We start from the raw sequence: 15139 nt of genomic DNA, 5'->3' as shown, positions 1-15139 counted from the left end.
ATGTCCGGCGTGGTCGTACGCTCCGTCGCCGCGGGCCGGGTCCGGCTGGTCGTTCCATGGGTGCGTGCCCGCCCCGGCAGCGCGGGACTGGTCGACGAGCGGCTGATGGGCATCAGCGGGTTCAGGGCACTGCGGATCTTCCCGCGTACCGGGAGCGTCGTGGTCTGGATGGCGCCGGACCTCATCGACGTCGAGCGGCTCGTCGCGGCGCTCGAAGAGGCTCCACCCGCGACCGCGCCGGCGAAGCCCACCCGGTCCATGCCCGACTCGTCCACCGGTGAGGTGGTCCGGCTGGTCGTCGGTGGCGCGGTCCTCGCCTTCGTGGCGCTGCGACGCCTGCTGGGCCGGCCGAGGATCACGCTCGGTTCGTCCGGCTTCCTCGGCGTGGTCACCGTCTTCACCGGACTGCCCTTCTTCCGGGGAGCCCTGCGCTCTCTGCGCGGCCGCAGCCATCCGGGCACGGACGCCCTGGTCACCGCGGCAACCGTCATCTCCCTGCTCCTGCGGGAGAACGTGGTGGCCCTCACCGTCCTGTGGCTGCTCAACATCGGCGAGTTCCTGCAGACCCTGACCCTGCGCCGCACTCGGCGCGCCATCGAGGAGTTGCTCACCATCGGTGAGGAGCGCGTCTGGCTCGTACGGGAAGACGGCGTCGAGGCCGAGGTGGCCCTCGAAGACGTCGCACCGGAAGACGTCGTCGCGGTGTACGAACACCACCGCATCCCGGTCGACGGACATGTCGTCTCCGGCGAGGCCCTCGTGGACCAGGCCGCGATCACCGGTGAGGCCCTGCCCGTCTACGCCCGGGAAGGCACCCACGTCTACGCCGGAACCATCGTCACCTCCGGATCGCTCACCGTCCGGGCCACCTCGGTCGGCCGGGACACCACCGTGGGCCGGATCATCAGCCGGGTCGAAGAGGCCCAGTCCGACCGGGCGCCGATCCAGACCGTCGCGGCCCGCTTCACCCGGCACTTCGTCCCCGTCTCCTTCGCCCTGGCCGCACTCACCTACGCCATCACCCGCGACGCCCGCCGCGCCATGACCATGCTCCTGATCGCCTGTCCCTGCGCCGCCGGCCTGGCCACACCCACCGCCATCAGCGCCGCCATCGGCAACGGAGCGCGCCGCGGCACCCTCATCAAGGGCGGCACCCACCTGGAGGGCGTCGGCCGCGTCACGGCCGTCGTCTTCGACAAGACGGGCACGCTCACCTTCGGCCGCCCCCTGGTCACCAGCGTGGTCACCCTCAGCGACCGGTTCACGGCCGACCAGGTGCTCAGCCTCGCCGCATCCGGAGAGCTGCACGCCCGGCATCCGCTCGCCCAGGCGATCGTCGCCCGCACCGAGCAACAGCACCTGAACGTGCCCATCCATCAAGCCTGCGAGGTCGTCCTGGGCATGGGTATGCGCGCCGAACTCGACGGCACCCGTCTGCTGGTGGGCAGCCCCGCCCTGCTTCGCCGGCACGGCGTCGAACTCACCGACGGGGCGCAGGACTGGACCGAACAGCTCCGACGAGGCGGCGAAACCGTCATCTGCCTGGCCCAGGACGACGACCTGATCGGGCTGCTCGGGGTCTCCGACGCCGTACGCTCCGAGGCCGCAACAGTCATCCGGCAACTGCGCGACCTCGGCGTCTCACGACTGGTGCTGCTCACCGGCGACGCACCCGAGACCGCCCAGGTCGTCGCCGACACCCTCGGCATCACCGAGGTCCACGCTCATGCCCTCCCGGAGGGCAAACTCCAGCTGATCCGCGACCTGCGGAGCGAGGGCCACACCGTCGCCATGGTAGGCGACGGCACCAACGACGCTCCGGCCCTCGCCCTGGCCGACGTCGGCATCAGCATGGGCGAACACTCCTCCCACGTCGCCCTGGAAACCGCCGACATCGCCCTCGCGGGCAACGACCTGCGCCAGGTCGCCGCCGTCGTCGAACTCAGCCGCCACACCCTGCGCCTCGTCCGCCAGAACTACGGACTCGCCATCGGAGTCAATCTGCTCGGCCTCCTCGCCAGCACCGGCGGTTCCATGAACCCCGTTCTCGCGGCCCTGCTGCACAACATGAGCAGCATCGCGGTAGTCGGCAACTCGGCCCGACTGGTCAACCACACGCCGCACCTTCCCCGGATGACCGACGGGGAGTTGAAGGCGGCTCCGTTGGAAGACCGTCGGGTGCACTGACACCGTGCTGCTTTGACGGGTGCGGCCGAGTCGCCGCGCGACGAGGACAGGACCCCTCGGGTGGTCTCGGCGGACCGGCCCGGTCCGCCGACGGAAACGGTGACAGCGGACACAGTGGCAGCTGGCGGAGCGGCTGCGGGCCGGGGCGGGAGAGGGCGTCGGCGGAAGCGTTGCCTGCGATCTGTCCAAGGTGGACCCGGCCCGCATGGTCCATTGCCTGGTCCACCGTGGCATGGAGGCGCTGCTGATGACGGTCCACGTCGATTCGTATGGCGGAAGGGCGCTGGTTCATCTCGTGGGGGTGAGCGGCAGGGCATCGGTGTACGCGTTCGCCGGCTTGGCGATCTTCTCCACGGAACGGGCGTCGAGCGCGGCGGGTGCGGAGCTCGTGCCCAGAGTTCCGCCGGGGTGCCAGGTGCCCGTGACGGTCACCCAGGTGTTGGCCGGCGGGGCCGGGGTGCGGTGGATCCGTACCTTCACGGACTGGGCGTCCGCCGCACAGCAGGAGATGACGAGCCGGTTCAGAAACCAGCTGTCGCCCCGCTTGTCGGAGGTGACGAAACCAGTCAACTGGACCGTACGCCCCTTGATGGCCCGCGTGCGGTCCTGCTGCACGCGGCGGATGAAGTCCGAAAGGGTCATCGGAAGCGGCGAGGTCGTGGGCAGCGGGTCGAAGTCGCCCTCGTGCGTAATGACCTTGGGCGGCTGACGGGAGGCGGTGTACGCGCCGAGAGCGGGCGGAGCATAGAACAGCATGCTCAACGCCGGGAGAAACAGCAGCCACGCGGCACGAGGTGCGCCGGAGTGGCTGTGCCCGTGGCCGCTGTCGCCGTGGTCCGTGTGTTCGTCGCCCTCGCGCCGTCGCGCGTACGACACCGCGTCCGCCACGCCGAGCAGGATCAGCAGGGCGCCGGAGGCGATGAGCAGCGGGCGCATCCCCTCCGTGACATACCGCAGGTACAGGTCGGTGAACAGGGACACGCGCAGCAGGCCGATGCCGCTGAGGACGAGCAGGGTCGTCTGGAGCGGGCGTCTCACAGCAGTGCTCCTCCGATCAGCGCGCTGGACAGAACCGCCACGACCACCGTGGCGGCGGAGAACCGGATCGCGAAGGCTCGGCCGAAGGTACCCGCCTGCAGGGCGATCAGCTTCAGGTCGACCACCGGACCGACGACCATGAACGTCAGCCGCGCGACCGGCGAGAACCCGCTCAGCGAGGCCGCCACAAACGCATCCGCCTCCGAACACACCGCCAGCACGATCGCCAGCCCGGCCAGGAACAGCACCGACAGCCAGGGCGATCCGGAGAACGCATCCAGCACGGAACGGGGCACCGCCACATTGAACGTGGCCGCCGCCATCGCACCCACCACCAGGAAACCGCCCGCATGCAGGAAGTCGTGCTGGAAGCCGACCCGGAACTCTTGCCACCGACTGCCACCCGCCTGATGCCCACGGTGCCGCGCGACCGGCCTCAGCCACTCGGCCCGCCCCAGCCACAGCCACAGCCAGCCCATCACCAACGCCGTGCCCAGCGAGGCCAGCAGCCGGGCGGCGACCATGGCCGGGTTCCCCGGGAAGGCCACCGCGGTGGCCGTCAGCACCACCGGGTTGATCGCGGGCGCCGACAGCAGGAACGCGAACGCGGCCGCAGGCGTGACGCCCCGCCCGATCAGACGGTTCGCCACCGGCACCGACGCGCACTCGCAGCCCGGCAGCACGACTCCCGCCGCACCGGCCACCGGCACGGCGAGCACCGGCCGACGTGGCAGCACACGGCTGAACACCCTTGCCGGCACGAACGCGTTGATGGCACCGGACAGGGCCGTACCCAGCAGAAGGAAGGGCAGCGCCTGAACGGTCACGGCAAGACAGACGGTCCGCCACGCCTGCATCACAGGCGTTTCCAGCCATCGGCCCCCGAAGTAGAGCACCACGCCGGGAACGGTGGCCGCCCCCAGCAACAGGAGCGGCCAGAACCGGGGCCAGCCAGGGGCGGTATCGTCCCCCGCCGTTCTGTCCGCGTCGGTGGCCTCGGCCTCCCCGGCCCGTTCTTCTGTTCTCTGCATGCCAGCTCCGCCTGTCAGATGTTCCGGTCAACATAACGGGCGCCGGCGAACACGAAATCCGAACGCGCCAAGCCCAGTGAGGACAAGCCCCGCCGTATGGTCGGTGCGAGCAGGCTCGGCGGTTCCGTCTCACTCAGGTTGTCGATCAGGTCCTTCTTCCGGCAGCTCGGCAACGACGGTTCCCAGGTGCCTTCCCTCCCTGGCTGAGGCGGCGCTCCGTCGGGCTTGGCTGTCCTCGTTCATGAGCGTTGCAACACGATGATTCAGCTGATTTGCGGCAGCTTCATCACCGAGGTCAGCGCGGCGGACAAAGGAACCGAGTGTATGCAGGTCCCGTATTTTGCAGAGGACAGGGAGCCCTGGCCACTTCCTGATGTCGTACCCATAGCGAAGGCTGAAGTCGTCCAGTTCCTTGATGCTCCGGCCAAAACGCACTCCTGGAAAGTGTTGGCCAAGTCGACCTCGCGCGGGCCCAAGGACCTGCCGATTAATAACTTCAGGGTTTGGTGTCGGTCTTGCCGATGAGGTTGGCGAGGTCTGCTGCGGTGGGTGCGGTGATCGGTGCCGGGCGGGGACGGCGGTCGAGGGCTTCCAGGATGGGGGTCATCTCGTGCAGGACGTCGCTGACGGCGCCTGCGGGTGAGCCGAGCAGGGAGGTCAGGGCCCGGATCTGGGCCGTCCAGCGCAGCGGGGACTCCGGATCACCGCGCTGCTCGGGCTCGACCAACGCCAGCAACGCCGGGACCAGGCCCGGATCCGAATCCCGCAGCCTCTCTCGCCCCGCGCCCACGGTGCGGGCCCGGCCCGCCGGGCCGGGCCGGGCCGACACCGAGTTCACGCACACCCCGGCCAACGGTGGACTCCGCCATCCGCGCCGCGCGGGCCACCGTGCGGATCCCGCCGTGCCCGACAACGCGGGCCGCTGCCCCGGCCACCAGGCGCCTCTGCCGCTCGTCGAGGTGCGGCAACAGCCTGGCGAACGCATCCGCGAGAGCCGTCTCGGTCTCCTCCGTCACTCCCGTGCCGTCTGACCCAACTGGCCAGCGAAACCGAGGAGTTATTAATCGGCAGGTCCCTGGATGGTGCAGGAGTGCGGGCAACGGCTGGGCTTGGAGCAGTCACAGGGTTTGAAGAAGGAGCCCATGCCGCGGGCGAGCCGGCGAACCAAGGAGCGACACCTTCCGGAGGACGAGCGAACCAGCGGACCTGATCCCGCTGACGCGCCCCGCGGTCGGCAAGGCGGAGTCTCCCGCTCGCCGCTTGCTGGCCACTTGCTGACCAGGGCTCAGCAATCACGCCTGTGACCTGCGCTGATGTCCATCCTTCAGATCTTCGGCAACAACATCGAGGACCGCATGGGCCATGTGCGGTTCCTGCTGTTCTACCTGGTCTGCGGGTACGCGGCCGCATACGGATTCGCTCTCATGAACGCCCACTCCACCACTCCGCTGATCGGCGCTTCGGGAGCCATCGCCGGCGTCCTCGGCGCCTACCTGCTGCTCTTCCCGAAGGTACGCGTCTGGGTGCTCGTCCCCTTCCTGATCTTCCTGCCGCTGCGGCTGCCGGCCTGGCTGGTGCTGGGCTTCTGGTTCGTACTCCAGGCGTTCTACTCCTCCGGGCAGGCCGTCGCCGAGGCGGGCACCGTGGCGTACCTGGCCCACGTGGTCGGTTTCATCGTGGGCATGCTGCTCGCCTGGCCCCTCAAGCCGGGCACTCCCCCACCGCCCGAACCGCCCCGCATCCTCTTCGGACGGCAGACGCGACGGGCCTGGTAGTGCCACACGCCAGGAGCCGGTGCCGTGGCAGGCAACGTCTGCCCTGTAACCGTCCGGGGCGTCAGCTCGTGCCGGGTGGTGCGCTCTCCTCAGCGTCGAGCTGGTGGTCCGCCCAGATGTAGCTTTCGGGAAGCAGGTCGGTGACGGGCACCATCCGGAGGCCATCGTCCGTCCCGACGATGACCTTGAGGGCTGGGAAGTAGTCGAGAAGGACCTGGCGGCAGCGGCCACATGGGGGCACGACACCTCGGTCGCGGTCACCCACGGCGACGATGGTGTCCAGGTCATAGGCACCCTGGGCGGCAGCGGTGCCGATCAGGACCAGCTCCGCGCAGGGGCCTCCGGTGAAGTGATAGGCGTTCACCGCGGTGACGATCCGGCCGTCCTGGGCGCGGGCCGCGGCCGCCATGGTGTGGTTGTCGCCCCGGCAGCGTGTGGCCGCGACGTGCGCCGCTGCCCCGATCAGTTCGTGGTCGACACGGTCGGTCTGTGTGGTCATCTTCTCTTCCTCCTTGCAGGGTCGGGCGACGTCGGCCCGGGCCTTACGGTGCGGACGTGTCGCCGACCACGTCCGCACCGCCCTCATGACGATTCACCCTCCGTGAGAGCCCGTACCGAATCCGACGGTGTCATCCATAACGTGTGGCTCGGGGTGTTTAGTACGGGTTCTTATGGTCACGCGCATGGAAGGGCATGGAGGACCGGCACAGCGAAAGGGCAGACCCATGACGGAGTTCCACCCCGCCACCACGACGGACTCCGGCGCGCCCGTGGAGAGTGATGAGCACTCTCTCACCCTGGGCCCGGGCGGGCCGGTCCTGCTGCAGGACGCCTACCTGATCGAGCAGATGGCCCAGTTCAACCGGGAGCGGATTCCCGAGCGTCAGCCGCATGCCAAGGGGAGCGGCGCCTTCGGCCACTTCGAGGTGATCGAGGACGTCAGCGCCTACACCATGGCAGCCGTGTTCCAGCCGGGCACCCGCACCGACCTGGTCATTCGCTTCTCGACGGTCGCCGGCGAGCGGGGCAGCCCCGACACCTGGCGTGACCCTCGCGGCTTCGCGGTGAAGTTCTACACCACCGTGGGCAACTACGACATGGTCGGCAACAACACGCCGGTGTTCTTCGTGAAGGACCCGATGAAGTTCCAGCACTTCATCCGCTCCCAGAAGCGCCGCGCGGACAACAACCTGCGCGACCACGACATGCAGTGGGACTTCTGGACGCTCTCGCCGGAGTCCGCGCACCAGGTGACCTGGCTGATGGGAGACCGCGGCATCCCCCGCACCTGGCGCCACATGAACGGCTACACCTCCCACACCTACATGTGGATCAACGCCAAGGGCGAGCGGTTCTGGGTGAAGTACCACTTCAAGACCGACCAGGGGATCGAGTTCTTCACCCAGCACGAGGGCGACCAGATGGCCGCCGTCGACACGGACTACCACATGCGCGATCTCTTCGAGCACATCCGTGACGGCGACTTCCCCAGCTGGACGCTGTACGTGCAGGTCATGCCGTACGCGGAGGCCGCGCACTACCGCTTCAACCCGTTCGACCTCACCAAAGTGTGGCCGCACGGTGACTATCCGCTCATCCCGGTCGGCCGGATGACCCTGGACCGCAATCCGACCGACAACCACGCGGAGATCGAGCAGGCGGCGTTCCAGCCCAACAACTTCATCCCCGGGATCGGGCCGAGTCCGGACCGCATGCTGCTGGCCCGGCTGTTCTCCTACGCGGACGCCCACCGGCACCGCATCGGCGCCAACTACCAGCAGCTTCCCGTGAACGCGCCCATCGTCGACGTCCACACCTACTCGAAGGACGGGGCGATGGCGTACCGGAAGACGACGGATCCGGTGTACGCCCCGAACTCCAAGGGCGGTCCCGCCGCCGACCCCGCCCGCTTCGGCCCGCCGCCCAGCTGGGCGGCCGACGGCGAGATCATCCGTGCCGCATACGTCTCCCACGCCGAGGACGACGACTGGGGGCAGCCCGGCACCCTGGTCCGGCAGGTCCTGGACGACGCCGCCCGGGACCGTCTGGTCGACAACGTCGTCGGGCACCTCCTCGACGGCGTCAGCGAACCGGTCCTGGAGCGCGCCTTCACGTACTGGTCGAACATCGACGAGACGATCGGCAAGCGCATTGCCGACGGCGTGCGCTCCAAGGCCGACGAGAAGGATCCCAAGGCCGCCGAGCAGGGAAGCCCCGCACGACGCAGCATGCAGCACAAGGCATGACGTTGGTCCGATGTTGATCGTGGTCGCCGGCCAGTGACCTGGCCGGCGCTGATCCTGCTGGACGACCTCGACGCCGCCGGCACAGTTTGGTAGGTCGCGATGCGGTCCGGGCATCTTCACGGTTGTGGAGTCGCGTTCATACGCCGAGCGCGTCGGCGCCGGGCTACCCAGAGGCCGCTCAGGATCAGCGCTGCTGCTCCCGCGACGACCCAGCCCACGGATCCTCCGTGGCGGTGGGTTCTGAGTCCGACCGCCAGCAACACTGCGCCTGCCGCCAGGCCCATCAGCTCGTGGAGGCGGTCCGTCCATCTGGTGACCGTTGAAGGGTTGACCACGCTTGATCGTGACAGATGACCGCGGTCGCCGCCAAGGGCAAGTTCCCTGCTGGGGTGGCGCCTTGGACGTGCGGTCGGCCCAGCGAGTCATCCGTGACGGACTGGAGGTCCTCGGTCGCCGTACCCGACTGGTAGAACTTCTGGTACAGCGCTCGGTAGGCCTTCTTGCTAGACGCCGTCGAACGCGTCGGCCTCCAGGAACCTGGTCTTCAGGACATGCTCCATGAAGCCGCCCTGCCCGCCCTTGCCGCCGGGCATGCCCTGGCCCGGATCGCCGCCCTGACCGCCGCCGGCCGCCCCGCGGGGCATGTGGTTCGTCGTTCGCCCGTTCCGCGCCCTCGCCGGGCCGGACCTGATCGGCCCGGCCGTCGCGCGCCGCGGTTGCCTTCGACAGGAACACCATGCGCCTCCTTGCTCATACGTTGCGGACCGACCGACCCCGCACACGCAACCAGTGGCACATGATGGGCTCATGAGAATCCCGGGTTGATTCCAGGAATCCTCAGGATGGCCGGAAAGCGAACACGAGGAATCGGAGGCGCGGCTACGGGCGCGTTCACCAGCCGCACTTCGGTAAATCGGTGTCCTGGACGAAGCTGCGCGGCGATCATGGACCGGGACACCGGCACGCAACCGATGAGGAACCGCCCGCCATGCCTGTCCCTGCCGACCCGACGGTCCTCCACCCGATGCCCGGGCAACCGCGGGTGGTACTGCTCCGGCCACTGGTGAAGTCCCCGCTGATCGAGGTCGGGGAGTACTCCTACTACGACGACCCGGACGACCCGACCGCGTTCGAGACCCGCAACGTGCTCCACCACTACGGCCCCGAGAAGCTGATCATCGGCAGGTTCTGCGCGCTGGGCACGGGAGTGCGGTTCATCATGAACGGCGCCAACCACCGCATGGACGGCCCCTCGACCTTCCCCTTCCCCACCATGGGAGGTTCGTGGTCCGAGCACTTCGACCTGCTCACCGACCTGCCGAACCGAGGAGACACCGTCGTCGGCAACGACGTCTGGTTCGGCCATGGAACGACGGTGATGCCCGGCGTACGGATCGGACACGGCGCGATCATCGCCACCGGCGCCGTGGTCACCTCCGACGTACCCGACTACGGCATCGTCGGGGGCAACCCGGCCCGCCTCATCCGCACGCGCTACGACGACCGGGACATCGCCCGGCTGCTGGCGGTGGCCTGGTGGGACTGGCCCGCGGAGCACATCACCGAGCATGTGCGGACGATCATGTCGGGCAGCGTCGCCGATCTCGAAGCCGCCGCCCCGGACACCCCGCACACGTGACGCGTGCACGGCCGGACCGCGCCGAGGACCGTGCCCCGGCGCGGGCCCGGACGGTCAGAGGTCCAGCACCAGCCGGGGACAGCGGGCGCGGCCGACGCAGATCATCATGGTGTCGTTGGCGGCGCGCTCCTCCTGCGACAGGAGGCTGTCCCGGTGGTCGGGCACGCCCTCGACGACCTTGGTCTCACAGGTGCCGCAGATGCCCTCCCGGCAGGAGTTCGGGGCGTCGATCCCCTGGTCCTCCAGCGCCTGGAGGACCGTCATGCCGGCGGGCACGGTGACGCTGCGGCCAGAACGCTGGAGCACCACCTCGAACTCCCCGTCGGCGTCCGCGGCGCCGGGCTCCCGGGGCGCCGCGGCGAACCGCTCGGTGTGCAGGGCGCCGGGAGGCCACGGGGCGCAGAACCGCTCGACGGCGGCGAGCAACGGCTCGGGGCCGCAGCAGTAGACCGCCGTCCCCTCCCTCGGCACGCCCAGGAAGGGCTCCAGGTCGAGCAGGCCGTACTCGTCCTGCGGGCGCACCAGCACCCGGTCGCCGTAGCGGGCCAACCGCGGCAGGAACGCCATGCTCTCTCGCGTCCGCCCGCCGTACAGCAGCGTCCAGCGGGCGCCGGCGGCGTCGGCCCGCTCCAGCATCGGCAGCAGCGGGGTGATCCCGATGCCTCCCGCCACGAACAGGTACTCGGGGACGTCGACCAGCGGGAACCGGTTGCGCGGCCCGGCCACCTCGACCTCCTGACCGGGGCGCAGGGTCTCGTGCACCGCCCGGGAGCCGCCGCGGGACGCCGGTTCCCTGAGCACGGAGACCCGCCAGACGGACCGGTCCGCGGGCGATCCGTTGAGCGAGTACTGCCGGGTGAGGGAGCCGGGCAGGCACAGGTCCAGGTGCGCACCCGGCTCCCACGCCGGCAGGTCGCCGCCGTCGGGCCGCCGCAGGTGCACCGAGACCACTCCTTCGGCCTCCCGGACCAGGGCGGACACACGCAGCCGCAGCCGCCGTTCCCCGTCCGTGACGGGTGCCGCCGCCATCAGGGCACCCAGCTCAGGGTGCGGCCCCGGGCGGAGCCGAGGCGGACCACGGCGACCCGGGTGTCCAAGTCGTCCGAGGTGCCTGGGCCGTCCGGGTGCCGGACGTCCACGTGCAGGGGGTCGTCTCCCGCCAGCACCATCGCGTCCGCGTCCGCCAGCAGGTGCCGTTCCTCCACCAGCAGCCGTCCCCCGGTGGAGACCAGGACCAGCACATCGTCCTCGGCGCGGTCCACGGTCGTCCCGGCGCCGGGGTCGAGTACCTCCACACGGGCACGGACCGCCGCGGGGTCGGCCGCGACCTCCAGCAGCGCCCCGTCCGGCAGGGCTTCGGTGATCCGCGACGCTCCGGGCAGCGGGGCGGTGCTGGGGCCGTGTCCTTCGGCGAGCAGCCGCACCTGCCACTGCCAGGGCTCACGGCGGGGCGTGTCCGGTGCGGCCGCGACCTCCCGGCAGCCGCTGTCCACCTGCCGGTGGGCGTTGGCGCGGAGCAGGAGCCTCATCGGTCGTCCTCCTTCGTCGTCACTCGGGGAACTCGAGGGGGTTTCTCACTCGAGGGCGTTTCTCAAGGGTGGGCGCCGGGGGCGCTCATCGCACGGCGGCCAGGAAGGCCTTGGTCCGTTCGTGCTTGGGTGCGGTGATGACCTGCCGGGCGGGTCCGGTCTCGACGACCTGGCCGCCGTCGAAGAAGACCACCCGGTCGGCGACCTCGCGGGCGAAGCCCATCTCGTGGGTGACCACGATCATGGTCATGCCGGACGCGGCCAGGTCCCGCATCACCCTGAGCACGTCGCCGACGAGTTCGGGGTCCAGGGCCGAGGTCGGTTCGTCGAACAGCATCAGCTTGGGCCGCATGCACAGCGCCCTGGCGATGGCCACGCGCTGCTGCTGCCCGCCGGAGAGGTGGCGCGGGTAGGCCTGGGCCTTGTCCTTGAGTCCCACCTGGTCGAGCAGGTCCAGAGCCCGCTCGGTGACGACCGCCTTGGGCTCCTTCAGCGCGCGCCGGGGCGCCTCGACGAGGTTCTCCAGCACGGTCATGTGGGGGAAGAGGTTGAAGTGCTGGAACACCATGCCGATCCCGGTGCGCCGGCGGCAGATCTCCTTGTCGCCCAGTTCGTGCAGCCTGGTCCCGCGCTGCTCGTAGCCCATCACCTCGCCGTCCACCCACATCCGGCCGCCGTCGACGGTCTCCAGATGGTTGATGCAGCGCAGGAAGGTGCTCTTGCCCGAGCCGGACGGGCCGATGAGGCAGACCACCTCGCCCCGCCGGACCTCCAGGTCGACTCCCTTGAGAACCTCCAGCCGCCCGAAGTGTTTGCGGACCTTCTCGGCCCGGACCATCGGGGCCGGTTCCGTGGTGGCACTGCCGGTGGTCATGACTGCCTCCCGGTGGCGATCGGCGCGTGGGTGCTCAGCATCTGCCGCAGCCGCTGGAGCGGGGTGGGCGGCAGCGTGCGGTTGCCGCGCGCGAACCGGCGCTCGACGTAGAACTGCCCGATGGTGAGGACGCTGGTGACGACCATGTACCAGATGCTGGCGACGATGAGCAGCGGGATGGTCTGGAAGTTGCGCGAGTACAGGATCTGCGCGGAGTAGAGCAGGTCGGGCACGGCCAGCACGCTCACCAGGGCGGTGGTCTTGAGCATGCCGATGGTCTCGTTGCCGGTCGGCGGGATGATCACCCGCATGGCCTGCGGCAGGACCACCCGGCGCATGGTCTGCATCCGGGTCAGGCCCAGCGCTCCGGCGGCCTCCGCCTGGCCGTGGTCGACGGACAGGATGCCGGCCCGGACGATCTCCGACATGTAGGCGGCCTCGTTCAGGCCGAGGCCGAGGATGGCCGCGACCAGCGGGGTGATCAGCCGGTTGGCGTCCAGGGACAGGCCCGGAATGCCGAAGGTCAGCGTGGGGTAGAGCGCCGCCAGGTTGTACCAGAACAGCAGTTGCACCAGCACGGGCGTACCGCGGAAGAACGACACGTACAGGAACGCCGCGGACCGCACGACGGGGTTGACCGACAGGCGCATCACCGCCAGGACGATGCCCAGTGCGACGCCGAGGACCATGCAGATCGCGGTGAGTTCCAGTGTGACGGCCAGTCCGCGGCCGATGGACACGTCCCGGAGGTAGGTGTTGACGACGTCCCAGCCGAAGCGGGGGTTGGTGAACACCGACCGCAGCGTCGCCGCGCCGATCAGCAGCAGCGCGGCCGCCGTCAGCCAGCGGGCCGGGTGCCGTTTGGGGACGACGGTCGGCTCGGCGTCCGGTGTCTTCGCCTCGGTCTCCCGGGCGAGCGGGGTGGGCAGGGCGGCCATGTCAGCTCCCGGAGTTCAGGTGCAGGCCGGCGGGAATGTCCCACTTCTTCATGAGCGACTCCATGGTGCCGTCGGACAGGAGGGCCTTCATGGCCGCGTCCAGGGCCGGCTTGAGCGCGGAGCCCTTGGGCAGCGCGATGCCGATGGGCGACGGCTCGTAGTCGGTGCCGGGTGCGAGTTCGAACTTGCCGTTGGACGCCTTGGCCTGGAGCGCGAGGGAGACCGAGTCGGCCATCACCGCGTCGACCCGGCCGCTGACGACGGCGAGGTTGGCGCCGTCCTGGGAGGGGAAGAGCTCGGCCTTCACCGGGGCCTTGCCCGCGCCGGTGCACTGCTGGGAGATCGCGGGCAGCTGGTTGAGTCCCTGGAGGCTGCCCTTCTGGGCCGAGACGGTGTGCCCGCACAGCGACATCGGTTCCATCTTGAGGCCCAGCGGGTTGCCCGCCTTGACCGCGATGCCGGAGCCGCCGTTCAGGTAGGGCACGAAGTCGACGGTCTTCGCCCGCTCGGGGGTGCTGGAGAAGGCGGAGGCGCCGATGTCGAACTTGCGGGCGGCGAGGCCGGGCAGGATGCCGTCGAATCCGGCGTTGACGTGCGTGACCTTCAGGCCCAGCCTGGCGCCGAGGGCGTCGGTCATGTCGATGTCGAAGCCGATCATCGTCTTGTTGTCGGTGTCGAAGTACTCGAACGGCCGGTAGGACGCGTCGCTCGCCACCGCGAGCACGCCCTTGGACTTGACGTCGGCGGGGAGCAGCGCCGCGGCCGCGGCGTCCACCACCGCCGTGCCGGCACCACCGCCGGACGCCGCCGCGGACGGCCCCGGACCGGCGGAACCGCCTTCGGCCGATGCGTTGGTACAGCCGGCAAGAGCCAGCGCGACGACTGCAGCGAGGAGGGGAAGACGTATCGGATGGCGCACGGGATCGTCCTTCTTGAGGGAGGGCAGGAGCGGGTGGTACGTCGACGGGGGCTGAGGGACGGGGCCGAGGGGCGGGGCTGAAGGGCGGCCCCGTGCGATCAGCCGGTGCCCGGAGCGCCGGTGCTCCGGACGGTCGGCGGGCGACGGGACCGGCGGCACCGCGACGGTCGGCGGGTGGCAGGACTGGCGGAACGCCGGGCGCCGGGCGCCGGGTGGCCCGATCGGTACGCCTGGCGGGCGGTGGGTGGCAGGACTGGCGGTGAACCGGACGGTCCAGCGGGTGGCGGGACCGGCAGCACCACGACGGACAGGGGTAACTGGGCCGGCGGCAGGCCGGGCTTTCCACGGATGGCGGGGGACGCCGGACGGTCGGTGGGTGGCGGGACCGCCGACACCATGAGGGCCGGCGGGTAACCGGACCAGCGGTACGCCGGGCGGTCGGTGGATGGGCAGGATCGGTGTACCCCGGACGGCTCACCAGGTGGCAGGGCCGGCGGCACCATGGCGGACAGGCGGCAACAGGGCCGGCGGAACACCGGACGGCGGACGGCGGACGGGCGACGGGCGACGGGCGACGGGCGACGGGCGACGGGCGACGGGCGACGGGCGACGGGCGACGGGCGACGGGCGACGGTATGCCGGATGGTCGGCGGATGGCCTAACCGGCTCTATGCCAGGGAGAGTTGGTGGTTTCGGCGGAGCACCGGGCGGTCCAGCGGGTGGTAGGACCGGCGGCGCCGTGGCAGCCGGCGGGTGGTCGGAGTCGGTGTGCCGTGACGGGTCGGCGGGTGGCCGAGCCGGCCATACGCCGAACGGTCGACGGGTGGCCGAACCAGCACTGCGCCAACGGGCGTTGTTGGGATCGACGGAGCACCGGGCGGTCCAGCGGGTGGTAGGACCGGCGGCGCCGTGGCAGCCGGCGGGTGGTCGGAGTCGGTGTGCCGTGACGGGTCGGCGGGTGGC

General features: G+C 70.3%; 12 protein-coding genes and 2 pseudogenes. 4 read left to right on the top strand and 10 right to left on the bottom strand.

Annotated elements, in window-relative coordinates:
- Entirely contained in the window at nt 1-2187 is a 2187-nt protein-coding gene (locus ACFY3J_RS22350) for a heavy metal translocating P-type ATPase (protein WP_390841568.1), read from the top strand.
- A gap of 288 nt (nt 2188-2475) precedes the next feature.
- On the opposite strand, the gene ACFY3J_RS22345 is transcribed toward ACFY3J_RS22350, so the two are convergent.
- From ACFY3J_RS22345 to ACFY3J_RS22335, 3 genes and pseudogenes are all read right to left on the bottom strand, one after another.
- Nucleotides 2476-3225 carry a TIGR03943 family putative permease subunit gene (locus tag ACFY3J_RS22345; protein ID WP_390841567.1) on the bottom strand — a complete coding sequence of 250 codons (750 nt, stop codon included), beginning with the start codon at nt 3223-3225 and terminating at the stop codon, nt 2476-2478.
- Nucleotides 3222-4256: a permease gene (locus ACFY3J_RS22340; protein ID WP_390841566.1), complete on the bottom strand. Its 1035-nt coding sequence runs from the start codon at nt 4254-4256 to the stop codon at nt 3222-3224. The genes ACFY3J_RS22345 and ACFY3J_RS22340 overlap by 4 nt, the downstream gene beginning before the upstream one ends.
- A gap of 628 nt (nt 4257-4884) precedes the next feature.
- A pseudogene (locus ACFY3J_RS22335) lies at nt 4885-5272 on the bottom strand (ISAzo13 family transposase); the annotation flags it as partial.
- A gap of 297 nt (nt 5273-5569) precedes the next feature.
- Here ACFY3J_RS22335 and ACFY3J_RS22330 point away from each other — a divergent pair.
- Nucleotides 5570-6031, top strand: a pseudogene (locus ACFY3J_RS22330) (rhomboid family intramembrane serine protease); the annotation flags it as partial.
- A 61-nt stretch (nt 6032-6092) separates the two neighbouring features.
- Here ACFY3J_RS22330 and ACFY3J_RS22325 read toward each other — a convergent pair.
- Nucleotides 6093-6530, bottom strand: coding sequence for a cytidine deaminase (locus ACFY3J_RS22325; RefSeq protein ID WP_390841565.1), 438 nt, complete (start codon nt 6528-6530; stop codon nt 6093-6095).
- 226 nt (nt 6531-6756) lie between these two features.
- Here ACFY3J_RS22325 and ACFY3J_RS22320 point away from each other — a divergent pair, with 226 nt between their 5' ends.
- On the top strand, nt 6757-8277 hold the full coding sequence (locus ACFY3J_RS22320; protein ID WP_384177078.1) for a catalase: 1521 nt from the start codon (nt 6757-6759) through the stop codon (nt 8275-8277).
- A 503-nt stretch (nt 8278-8780) separates the two neighbouring features.
- On the opposite strand, the gene ACFY3J_RS22315 is transcribed toward ACFY3J_RS22320, so the two are convergent.
- Nucleotides 8781-8921: a hypothetical protein gene (locus ACFY3J_RS22315; protein WP_384177080.1), complete on the bottom strand. Its 141-nt coding sequence runs from the start codon at nt 8919-8921 to the stop codon at nt 8781-8783.
- A 344-nt stretch (nt 8922-9265) separates the two neighbouring features.
- Here ACFY3J_RS22315 and ACFY3J_RS22310 point away from each other — a divergent pair, with 344 nt between their 5' ends.
- Nucleotides 9266-9916: a CatB-related O-acetyltransferase gene (locus tag ACFY3J_RS22310; protein ID WP_390841564.1), complete on the top strand. Its 651-nt coding sequence runs from the start codon at nt 9266-9268 to the stop codon at nt 9914-9916.
- 54 nt (nt 9917-9970) lie between these two features.
- Here ACFY3J_RS22310 and ACFY3J_RS22305 read toward each other — a convergent pair whose 3' ends face one another.
- The 5 genes from ACFY3J_RS22305 to ACFY3J_RS22285 all read right to left on the bottom strand — a co-directional run bounded on the left by ACFY3J_RS22305 (nt 9971) and on the right by ACFY3J_RS22285 (nt 14176).
- Nucleotides 9971-10945 carry a PDR/VanB family oxidoreductase gene (locus ACFY3J_RS22305; RefSeq protein ID WP_384177082.1) on the bottom strand — a complete coding sequence of 325 codons (975 nt, stop codon included), beginning with the start codon at nt 10943-10945 and terminating at the stop codon, nt 9971-9973.
- On the bottom strand, nt 10945-11445 hold the full coding sequence (locus tag ACFY3J_RS22300; protein ID WP_384177085.1) for a hypothetical protein: 501 nt from the start codon (nt 11443-11445) through the stop codon (nt 10945-10947). Before ACFY3J_RS22300 ends, ACFY3J_RS22305 begins: the two co-directional genes overlap by 1 nt.
- Nucleotides 11446-11530: 85 nt before the next feature.
- Nucleotides 11531-12319 (bottom strand): amino acid ABC transporter ATP-binding protein, encoded by a 789-nt coding sequence (locus tag ACFY3J_RS22295; protein WP_384177087.1) that lies wholly within the window; start codon nt 12317-12319, stop codon nt 11531-11533.
- Nucleotides 12316-13257, bottom strand: a complete 942-nt coding sequence (locus ACFY3J_RS22290) for an amino acid ABC transporter permease (RefSeq protein WP_384177089.1) — start codon at nt 13255-13257, stop codon at nt 12316-12318. The genes ACFY3J_RS22295 and ACFY3J_RS22290 overlap by 4 nt, the downstream gene beginning before the upstream one ends.
- A 1-nt stretch (nt 13258) precedes the next feature.
- Complete coding sequence (locus ACFY3J_RS22285; protein ID WP_384177091.1) at nt 13259-14176, bottom strand: ABC transporter substrate-binding protein; 918 nt, start codon at nt 14174-14176, stop codon at nt 13259-13261.
- Nucleotides 14177-15139 lie beyond the last annotated feature (963 nt).

Source organism: Streptomyces sp. NPDC001231 (genome assembly GCF_042896885.1).
Lineage (GTDB): Bacteria > Actinomycetota > Actinomycetes > Streptomycetales > Streptomycetaceae > Streptomyces.
This window is presented reverse-complemented; position numbering and strand designations above follow the sequence as displayed.